The following is an 8997-nucleotide window of genomic DNA, read 5'->3' on the forward strand; positions in this document are numbered from 1 at the left end:
AAGAAGCAATCAAAAGCGGCTTGGTTTTCGGCATCGGACCGACAACAATAACAATAACAGCAGGCGGAGCATCAAAGACAGCCAAAGGTTTTGTACTTGGACCGCTGGTACTGGGAGTGAAGTAAACCCAAAACCCCTTTTCCCTTTTTTAATGTGAAATATAAAATCTCCTAGCCTATTTTATGCAACCCGGCTCATTCTGAAGGCTCCGGTGAGTTTTATTTCATCCTTTTCAAGCAAGTAATCAATCCAATTTCTGGATACAACTTCCCCGCATCCCTGCACACGAAGCTGCATCCTAGAGCCTTCCTCCCTCATCTCTATAACACCGTCCATAAGATGTTTTATTGTCTGTACTTCTATTTCTTCATGCATGCCTCTTGTCATACTGAACACGGAAGTTGCCCCGAGCCGTTTGCACGCTCCGCTTATTACCTGGAGAAAACGAAATACGGCTTTTGCATCCGAATAAACTATCAATGTTGATATTGAATCAAATATAAGTCTGTGCCGTTCATATCTTTGTGTAAATTCTTTCTCAGTACTTATTATTGAGGCTGTTATTTTCTCTCTATTAATGGGACTGTCAACAAAAGTAACATTCGCTCCGCTTTCCTCTAATTCAACTCCCTTGGAGTATACATCTATATATTTCACCTTTCCATCATTTTCATATTCTAAAAATTTTTTGTCCAGTTTTTCCATTTCTTTTTTCATCTCTGAAAATGAGGTATCAGTCAAAACGAATATCACAGGCTCTCCCTCCTCCAATCCAGATAATACAAATCTTTTTAGTATTGTTTCTCTTCCTATGAATGGAGGAGAATACAAAAGAGTGTTAGTTACAGTCGGTACACCCCCCTTTAGAAGTTCGTCTAATCTACCTATTCCTGTTTTAACCGGCATATTCCCCCCCTTCGATTATTTTATCTACTAAAACTTCAAACGCCTCGAATATGCCTCTACCCTCTGTCGCAACAGTTTTTATTACTGGCACATCTCTTATCCCCATTCTGTTTTTTATCTCTTCCTCATTCAAAGCACCTGTCAAATCCTGTTTGTTAGCCACTATTACATAAGGTATCTTTTCATTACGAATATTATTTGCCATTTTTATTGCATCCCCAAAATACTCTGGGTTTGAGGAGTCAATTACCAGTATTGCACCCGTTGCTGACGCCCCCATTTTTTCTACCAGTGGGGAAAATCTCTCTTGGCCTGGTATGCCAAACACCTCTGCCCTGCATCCTGCACGGTCGACCGTGCCGTGCTCAATGGCTATTGTAGCTCCGAGTCTATCTACGGAAGTAAATTGCTTAGAAAGTGTTTTTATAAAAGTGGTTTTACCTGATCTGAAAGGGCCCATAACCAGTATCTTCGGGATGTAAATTCTTATGCCGCCTGGCTTGTAAGTCCTAAACATTACCGGTTTACCGAGTTTTCCATCCCAATTTGTCTTTGATACTTGGTATTTTTGCCCGGTAAAAACTCCATTACTTGTAGGAGTTATTTCCACAATGCCGTCAAACCCTCTTTTTATGCGGTATATTATGCTCTCTTTATACGGCCATGCGGTAAAGTTGTAAATTGAGACACCATTTCTTTTACCAATCTCTTCATTTATTCTGTATATCCCCTGCAGCGTTTCTCTTTCACCGCAGAGATCCATCATATTCGAGAGGGAATCAAACACCACTACGGTATTGCTGGGCAAATTTTCGAGCATTTCATTCGCAACATCTTCGTAACTCAATATATCGTGTGGCTCAAGGATTACATATTTTTCTTCAGACGGTGCCCCTATAAGGCGGGAATAGCCATCTACAACCAAAAGTCTTTCGCCATATTTTTTTATATCCCACCCAAATTCTCTAAAAGATTGCTCAAGATGTTTTGGGGATGATTCGGAGATGACATATACGCAATCCTTTCCTTTCTCAAGATTATGGTGCAGTACATGTATGCCCATATTGCTTTCCTCTACTTCTGGTGATATGTAAAATAATAATGACTTCCCTTCTGGTATGCCTCCTCCTAAATATTTATCCAGTTTCGGTATCCCCGTCTCTATCATATTGCTCATAATATCTCATCAATTTCCTTTGCAGCTTTTTTCATGGCTTCATGCACTGTATCGATATCGTTTGAAGATGTTATAACCGCAAGTATCGCCCTCGGACCCGCTCCAGTAGTAATGATATTAAAATTGTTCGCTTTCACTACTACCCTTATTGGTACGCCCCCATTCAATTCATCCATGGCAGCCTCTGCAGCAGCAAGCAATGTTGCAGTCATGGCTGCAAAAGCGTCTGGATTAAACTCACTACATTTTTCGGGGTATATCAATAAACCGTCTCTGGATACTATAAAACTGTGATCAATATCTGCTGACGACTCCAACTCGCTCAATATATTTCTGTATTGTTTGTCCTGCATTCTTCCACCGTTTGTATTTTTATATTATACAATTGATAATAAACTTTTCTAAATAATCAGCCTAAACAATATGTATGTTGTAAGAACCATTATCGTGCCATGTCTCAATCCTGCCGCCACTTTTCCCTCACCAAGCAGCCCTGCCACAACTCCGTTCCCTACAGCCTGTACAAGGGCCGTACAGATGTAAACAAATTTATACTCTTCTAATGATATCTTTCCAAACGATATGCCGCCAATGCTGGTAGTTGATTCTGTTGCCTTTGCAAATTCCGGCAAAAAAGTGGCTGAAAGGATTGCTATGACTGCAAGAAAAACGAAGAAGGCAACATATATTATCAGAAGATACATCTGCATTTCCATTTTCCTATCGGCCTGAAGTATTTTTATTTCCCTCACATTTTTCGCTGCTGCATCTATCACATCTGATATTTTCCCTCCCGTTTCCGATGCCTTAACCACCAGGGATGTTGTTCTTTGGACGAGCGGGGTTTTGATTCCTTCGCCAAAACGCTTCAATGCATCAGTGAAAGAAACACCCCACGATATCTGGACAGCCATTTTTTTTATTTCGGGGGTTAGATAGCCGTAATCGCCTCTTGCTGACATTTTTACAGCCCTTGCCATTGTCATGCCGGCCTTCCGTGATTCCGACAGGTCTCTCAAAAATTCAGGAAATCGCTCTTCCATCAAATTCATTTTTCTGATTCTTGCATATTCATAAAAACCAAATGGACCTATGGCAGAGAGAATTGCATATATGGCAAAATCCATGGAATTTCCGGGGGACAGTGATATTGGCCCGATACAGGATATAATCTTGAACTGGAGCATTATTGCAATTGCCACAAAAACCGCCGTAAATGCAGCCGACGTTGAAAGGACCATTATCCTTTGCAATACTTCCATGTCATACTTCTCTCTTATTTCTCCAGCCTTCTCCGGCATTATGAGAATTATATATAATACAAGGCTGACAAGGAGACCTACGCTGGCGAATATAACGGCATATTCCCAGTGCAGATTATGGAGCATCACTTCTCCGGGGAGCCCTACAACTGATATGACATTCACAATAACAAAGAGAGCTATAGACGCCAAAATTGTGAGATATATTACATTCCTCTTCATTATCAGAGGTCTTTCTTTCCGGAATTTTGTTCTCTCGTATATGCCGACGACAGAGGCGGTTGGGGTAGGCATTTCTCCGCCAATCATTAAAGAGGAAATCTCAAATAATAAGGCAATATTCAGAAGGAAGAGGGACTCTGCCATATTCCTGATTATTGGGGCTACATCTCTTGGCAGATGTATGCCAACATCTAGTTGCGATCCTATTACTACTGCAGTGAATACGAATGCAATTAGAAAAAAGACGGTGTAGCCGATATTTTTCTCAACAGTTGGTATTGAGAGGACTGTATAAAGCATAAGCAGTATGACAATTCCGAGAAAAATGGTTATCAATACTGAAGATACTGGCATCCCTAAAAATAGTATAAACACGTTGAGCAACGTCGCGAAAATGATAAGAATAAATGCAATAAGAGAAGAAAAGAAATATTTCCACTCAGATTCTTTATACTCATCAGATATAAATGGAAGCATGTCCTCCTTTATTTTTCTTTGTGCCCATGAAAAAATGAGAAAGGCCCCCATCGCCGAGGCAAGTAAAAGATTGGACACGGTCGGCATTCCTATTATTCTTGCGATAATTGACACAGCTATAATTGTAAAAAGAGAGACAAATGCAACCCATGAAATCTTTTTACCTATCATCTACACCTCCGGACTCATAGAGCTTATAACGACCGCAAACCCCAGATGGGCAAGAGGTAGCATCACGAAAGCAACTAGGTACATTATCAGTATAGAGGAGCCTTCACCACCTCCTGTATTGATCATACTCATGACAGATACCATCACTATGAGAAAAAGCGGGGCGGCCACAACAACGGTGACATAACTCTCTGCAAGCACTCCAAGGGTTTCCAGAAATTCTTTTTGAATTCTTCTGTTCTCACGCATGTACTCATCTGATTTTACAAAAAAATATTTTTTCAAGTCGCCTCCTGAAGTAACAGTAGTTATTGCCCCTTGGATAAACTCCTGAAATTTTATTGAGGGAGTTCTGTTTGCCGCATTTCTAAGGGCGGTAACTATGTCTATATTGAATATGGACATGTCCCTGTAAATCCATGCAGCTTCTTTTTGCACTTCCCCATAGATTGGTTGTTCTGCAAGGCTTTTAAATGCAAGTGCAGGTATGACGCCGGCAGACGCCATGGCCGCCAGAAAATTCAATGCATAAGGGAGTTTGTTGCCTATGTCCTTCTTTCTTGCATTTGCCCTGCTTTCGGGTACCATCATCGTTATTAAGTAAGTTATAGCCCCTATGAGTATGGGTGATAGGATGACTATAACCAGTAGCTTAGTGGGAAGGACTATCCCCATCCCGGGCAGAACATAATGGTATATTAGAATAAAAGCAATGCCTGCCAGTGCTCCAATCAAGCCATTCATCCATGCATATGAGATATATGCTTCCGGCCTGACTTCCATATATGCTCTCTCAATAGCTCTCTTTACATACTCAATCTGGGGAGATTTCGACGCTTTTTTTCCCAGCAGTCTATAGCAAATACTTTGATACCTATTCAGCGGCATCTATCCCTCCCTCTTTTGTTTCTCCAATTTCTTTTGACTGCCCCTCTGTTTCCATGAACATCTCTTCTTCAACTGTTTCTTCCTTCAATTCTTTTTCTTCTAACTTTTCCTCCGGTCTCTCCAGAAGTTTCTCTTCTATTCCCGCTTCTTTTACTTCCTCTCGTGTTTCAACAGTTCCCTTCACTCTTTTCATCATAGCATCAGGATCCTTATAATATGCGGCTATTACCTCTCCTACTTCCACATAATTTTTTATGCCGCTATCAACCATCCATCTGATAACATCCCTTTTTCTATTGAATTCCTCATTCAGTTCATTATCTGTCCAGTTCCGCTGTTCTGCTACGCTATCCATTACATGTCCTTTTCCATAATAATCAAATGCATCTTTCCTTGGATTCCAGCTGAATACCTCATTTGTGAGAATATCATCGGTTGTGGGGTCTATACCTACAATCTCAACAATTTTCTTGATTCTCCTAACCCTTTTTCTTCCTATCCTCATTATCCCCTGTATAGCCACAATATTAAGTGACTGTACCTGTATTCGTGGGATATTTATAGGGTCGCCTTCCAGTCTGTGGACAACCGAAAATATTGAGTCAGCATGCATGGTTGAGTATACGGTATGTCCTGTTGCCATTGCCTGGAACAGGACAACAGCTTCTTTCCCTCTTATTTCTCCAACTAGGATATATTCGGGACGCTGTCTCAGGGCGGCTTTCAGCAAATCGAACATGCCCACTTTACTTCCCTCGCCGGATTCTGCTGTTCCCTCTCTCGTTATCGATGCTATCCAATTCGGATGCGGAAGGTTTATCTCTCTTGTATCTTCAATCGATATAATTTTCATTTGTGGCGGGATAAAAAGGCATAATGCATTCAGTGAAGTTGTTTTTCCAGAGGCTGTACCACCTGCAAGTACCGCAGATGCACCATTTTCAATGGCCATCCAGAAATACGCAGCAATTTCCGGTGATATTGTGTTGTATTCTACAAGATGACTGGGCGTAAACGGATCTTCCCTGAATCTCCTGATGGTAAAATTAGAACCCATTGACGAGACCTCCCTTGCAAGGCATGCCTGTATTCTGGAGCCGTCGGGCATGGTCGCATCCATCAGAGGGCGGGCTATGGAGATATGCCTCCCGCATTTCTGGGCAAGCTGAATCACAAAACTATCTAGTTCCATCTCACCGGTAAACAAGATGCTTGTCTTTAACGATTCATAATTTCTGTGATAAACGTAAATTGGAACACGAGGTGCATCACAGGAAATATCTTCTATCATCGGGTCATGCATTAGAACATCTATTTTTCCATAGCCAAGAAAATCTCTTATGATATAATACATTATTTTCTCTTTTGGTGTGTCGTCTACAACGATTGAATAATCACTAATTATTCTATCAACATTTTTCTTTAGGTGATCTCTTGCTTCGTCCTCGCTGAATTCCGTGAGCTCCACGTTCATCGTCTTTATGAGTGTCTCTTTTAAAAATTCGAATATTTTTTTCTCTTCTATAGATAGGGTCGGTTCCAATATTTCATATATATATTCGTGATTGAGGTTGTTAAAAATTACCCTTACATATGAAAATGGTTTATTTATCGGGTGGAGTTCCACCACTTCTATATTTTCATCTTTTGGGGGCGAAAGATCAACCATTTCCTTGAGTTCACCCAGTATCTCATCTATTTCTTTTCCAGATTTCAATTCAAAAAGTCTACCCCTTGCCTTTGCTTTTTCCTCTATCCGATGGAGGTTTATCAGCCCTTCGATTATATTCTTCCTGGTAGAGAGTCTTTTTCCTACATCAAGACCTTCTATCAACTCCGCTGCCTTCTTTTTTTCTTCTTTCTTCTGGACAAACATTTCCTTCTTTTCCATTCGAGCACCAGATATCTTAAACATAAACTCTTTGTATTTATAAGTTATTATTTTTAACAAGACGGTGTTAGTGTTTTCTTTATAAGGTGCAATTTGCCAAGCCCAGTTTCACTCCATATTCCTTATTATTTCTTCTGCCATCTCTATCGTTGAGGAGTTGCCCCCCATGTCATATGTTCTGATCTTCCCTTCCCTTATTGTTGTTGCAATAGCATTTTCCAGTTTATCTGCCATCTTTTTTTCTCCAAGCCAGCCCAGCATCATTTTCACGGACAGGAGCATTGCCGTGGGATTGACCTTATACATGCCGGCGTATTTCGGTGCGGAGCCGTGGGTGGGTTCGAATAATGCATAGTTATCTCCGATGTTTCCACTGCACGCAAAGCCTAGGCCGCCAACAAGCTGGGCAGACAGATCGGAAACAATATCTCCAAATAGATTGGATGTGGCGATAACATCATAGTTCTGCGGATTTTTCACCAGCCACATACACATTGCATCCACATTTACCTCTTTTGATTCAATGCCAGGATAGTTGCTCGCTAACCGCCTGGCTTCTTCTATCATCATGCCCGATGTTTCCCTTATTACATTGGGTTTTTCGATGACAGTGACCGACTTTTTTTCATGCTCGGATGCATAATCAAATGCCTTTTTTAATATTCTACGGCAGCCCTTTCTCGTAAAAATTCTGGTTGATATTGCAATTTCATCTGAAGGGATTGATTTGAATCGTTTCATCTTCGGATGTTCTTCCAGTGCTTTTCTAAGTGTATCCGGCAGAGGATAAAACTCCACACCTGCATACAGTCCTTCCGTATTTTCCCTGAATATGATAAGGTCTATGTCATCTCTATAATTTAATGGATTTCCCGGATATGCTTTGCATGGGCGCATGTTTGCATATAAATCAAATATCTGGCGCATTTTAACTATGGGGCTAAAATACTCCTTTCCTTTCAATTTATCGGGCAGCTCATTCTCCGCCTCCTTCTTCGGCTTTGATGTTATCGCCCCAAATAGGGCACAATCTGTTCCCCCCATAAGTTCAATTGTTCTTTCTGGCAGAGGATTACCTTCTTTCTTCCAGAATTCTCAGCCTACATCTCCTTCAACATATTCCGCATCCAGCTCAAAAGAATCGAGCACTATTTTTGCCGCTTCCATAACATCTCTACCGACCCCGTCACCAGGCAGCCATGCTATTTTATATTTCATTTTACCCCCTTCAATTTTAAACTTTCTATAAGCCCGCCGCTTTGTATTATTTCATCAAGAAAATCTGGCAGCGGATTTATCTTATAAGTTATACCTTTTGTCTTATTCTCAATCAGCCCTTTGTCGGTGTCTATTTCAACGATGTCTCCCTCATTTAATGTATCCACTTCCTTGCTGTCAAATACGGGCAGTCCCTGATTTATGGCATTCCTGTAGAATATTCTGGCAAATGATTTTGCTACGATGGCCACCACACCTGCATATTTCAGGCATGTAGCCGCCTGCTCCCTGGAAGAGCCGCAGCCAAAATTTTTTCCGGCGGCAATAATCGCACCGTCCTTAACTTTATCCAGAAAGTCGGAATCCAAATCTTCCATGGCGTGTTTTGCCATCTCTTTTGCATCTGTTATCTCAAGGTATCTCCCGGGAAAGATAACGTCAGTGTTTATATCGTTTCCATATTTCAGCACTCTCCCTTTCACAAGCATATTCGGGTATCGCATCAATGTTTTTATATTTTAAGGGAAATGTCATACAAAAATTAAATATACCGGAGCTTGTTGTACCGTCTAGAATAGGTGAAAAAAATGGAAGGAAAAGTTAAGAAGTGGATGACATCCTATGGATTTATTGAAGCAGAAGGAATGGAAAAAGATGTTTTTGTCCACCAGTCAGATGTAAAGTCAAATAAACCATTGATGGTTGGACAAAAAGTAAAATTTGAAATAAAGGATGAGCCTAGAGGGCCGAAAGCAGTAAACGTAGAGGTAATAGAGTAAGGATTT

8 protein-coding genes and 1 pseudogene are annotated in these 8997 nt (G+C 40.8%); 1 reads left to right on the forward strand and 8 read right to left on the reverse strand.

From position 1 onward, the window contains the following. Positions 1 to 180: 180 nt before the first annotated feature. The 8 genes and pseudogenes from U9O96_03305 to U9O96_03340 all read right to left on the reverse strand — a co-directional run bounded on the left by U9O96_03305 (position 181) and on the right by U9O96_03340 (position 8700). A complete protein-coding gene (locus tag U9O96_03305; protein MEA2054134.1) occupies positions 181 to 906 on the reverse strand; it encodes an RAD55 family ATPase in 726 nt (241 codons plus the stop codon). Then, on the reverse strand, positions 896 to 2083 hold the full coding sequence (locus tag U9O96_03310; protein MEA2054135.1) for an ATPase domain-containing protein: 1188 nt from the start codon (positions 2081 to 2083) through the stop codon (positions 896 to 898). Before U9O96_03310 ends, U9O96_03305 begins: the two co-directional genes overlap by 11 nt. Continuing rightward, the gene (locus tag U9O96_03315; protein MEA2054136.1) at positions 2080 to 2436 is read right to left on the reverse strand and encodes a roadblock/LC7 domain-containing protein; all 357 of its coding nucleotides are present in this window, start codon (positions 2434 to 2436) and stop codon (positions 2080 to 2082) included. Before U9O96_03315 ends, U9O96_03310 begins: the two co-directional genes overlap by 4 nt. A gap of 48 nt (positions 2437 to 2484) precedes the next feature. Further along, positions 2485 to 4215 carry a type II secretion system F family protein gene (locus U9O96_03320; protein MEA2054137.1) on the reverse strand — a complete coding sequence of 577 codons (1731 nt, stop codon included), beginning with the start codon at positions 4213 to 4215 and terminating at the stop codon, positions 2485 to 2487. Continuing rightward, on the reverse strand, positions 4216 to 5103 hold the full coding sequence (locus tag U9O96_03325) for a type II secretion system F family protein (protein ID MEA2054138.1): 888 nt from the start codon (positions 5101 to 5103) through the stop codon (positions 4216 to 4218). Next, a complete protein-coding gene (locus tag U9O96_03330; GenBank protein ID MEA2054139.1) occupies positions 5090 to 6994 on the reverse strand; it encodes a type II/IV secretion system ATPase subunit in 1905 nt (634 codons plus the stop codon). The genes U9O96_03325 and U9O96_03330 overlap by 14 nt, the downstream gene beginning before the upstream one ends. Positions 6995 to 7102: 108 nt before the next feature. Continuing rightward, positions 7103 to 8212: pseudogene (locus U9O96_03335) on the reverse strand (isocitrate/isopropylmalate dehydrogenase family protein). After that, positions 8209 to 8700 (reverse strand): 3-isopropylmalate dehydratase small subunit, encoded by a 492-nt coding sequence (locus tag U9O96_03340; protein MEA2054140.1) that lies wholly within the window; start codon positions 8698 to 8700, stop codon positions 8209 to 8211. The pseudogene U9O96_03335 and the gene U9O96_03340 overlap by 4 nt, the downstream one beginning before the upstream one ends. Before the next feature lie 99 nt (positions 8701 to 8799). Here U9O96_03340 and U9O96_03345 point away from each other — a divergent pair, with 99 nt between their 5' ends. Then, entirely contained in the window at positions 8800 to 8991 is a 192-nt protein-coding gene (locus U9O96_03345) for a cold shock domain-containing protein (protein MEA2054141.1), read from the forward strand. Positions 8992 to 8997 lie beyond the last annotated feature (6 nt).

It is taken from the genome of Candidatus Thermoplasmatota archaeon (assembly GCA_034660695.1).
Taxonomy (GTDB): Archaea; Thermoplasmatota; E2; order UBA202; family DSCA01; genus JAYEJS01.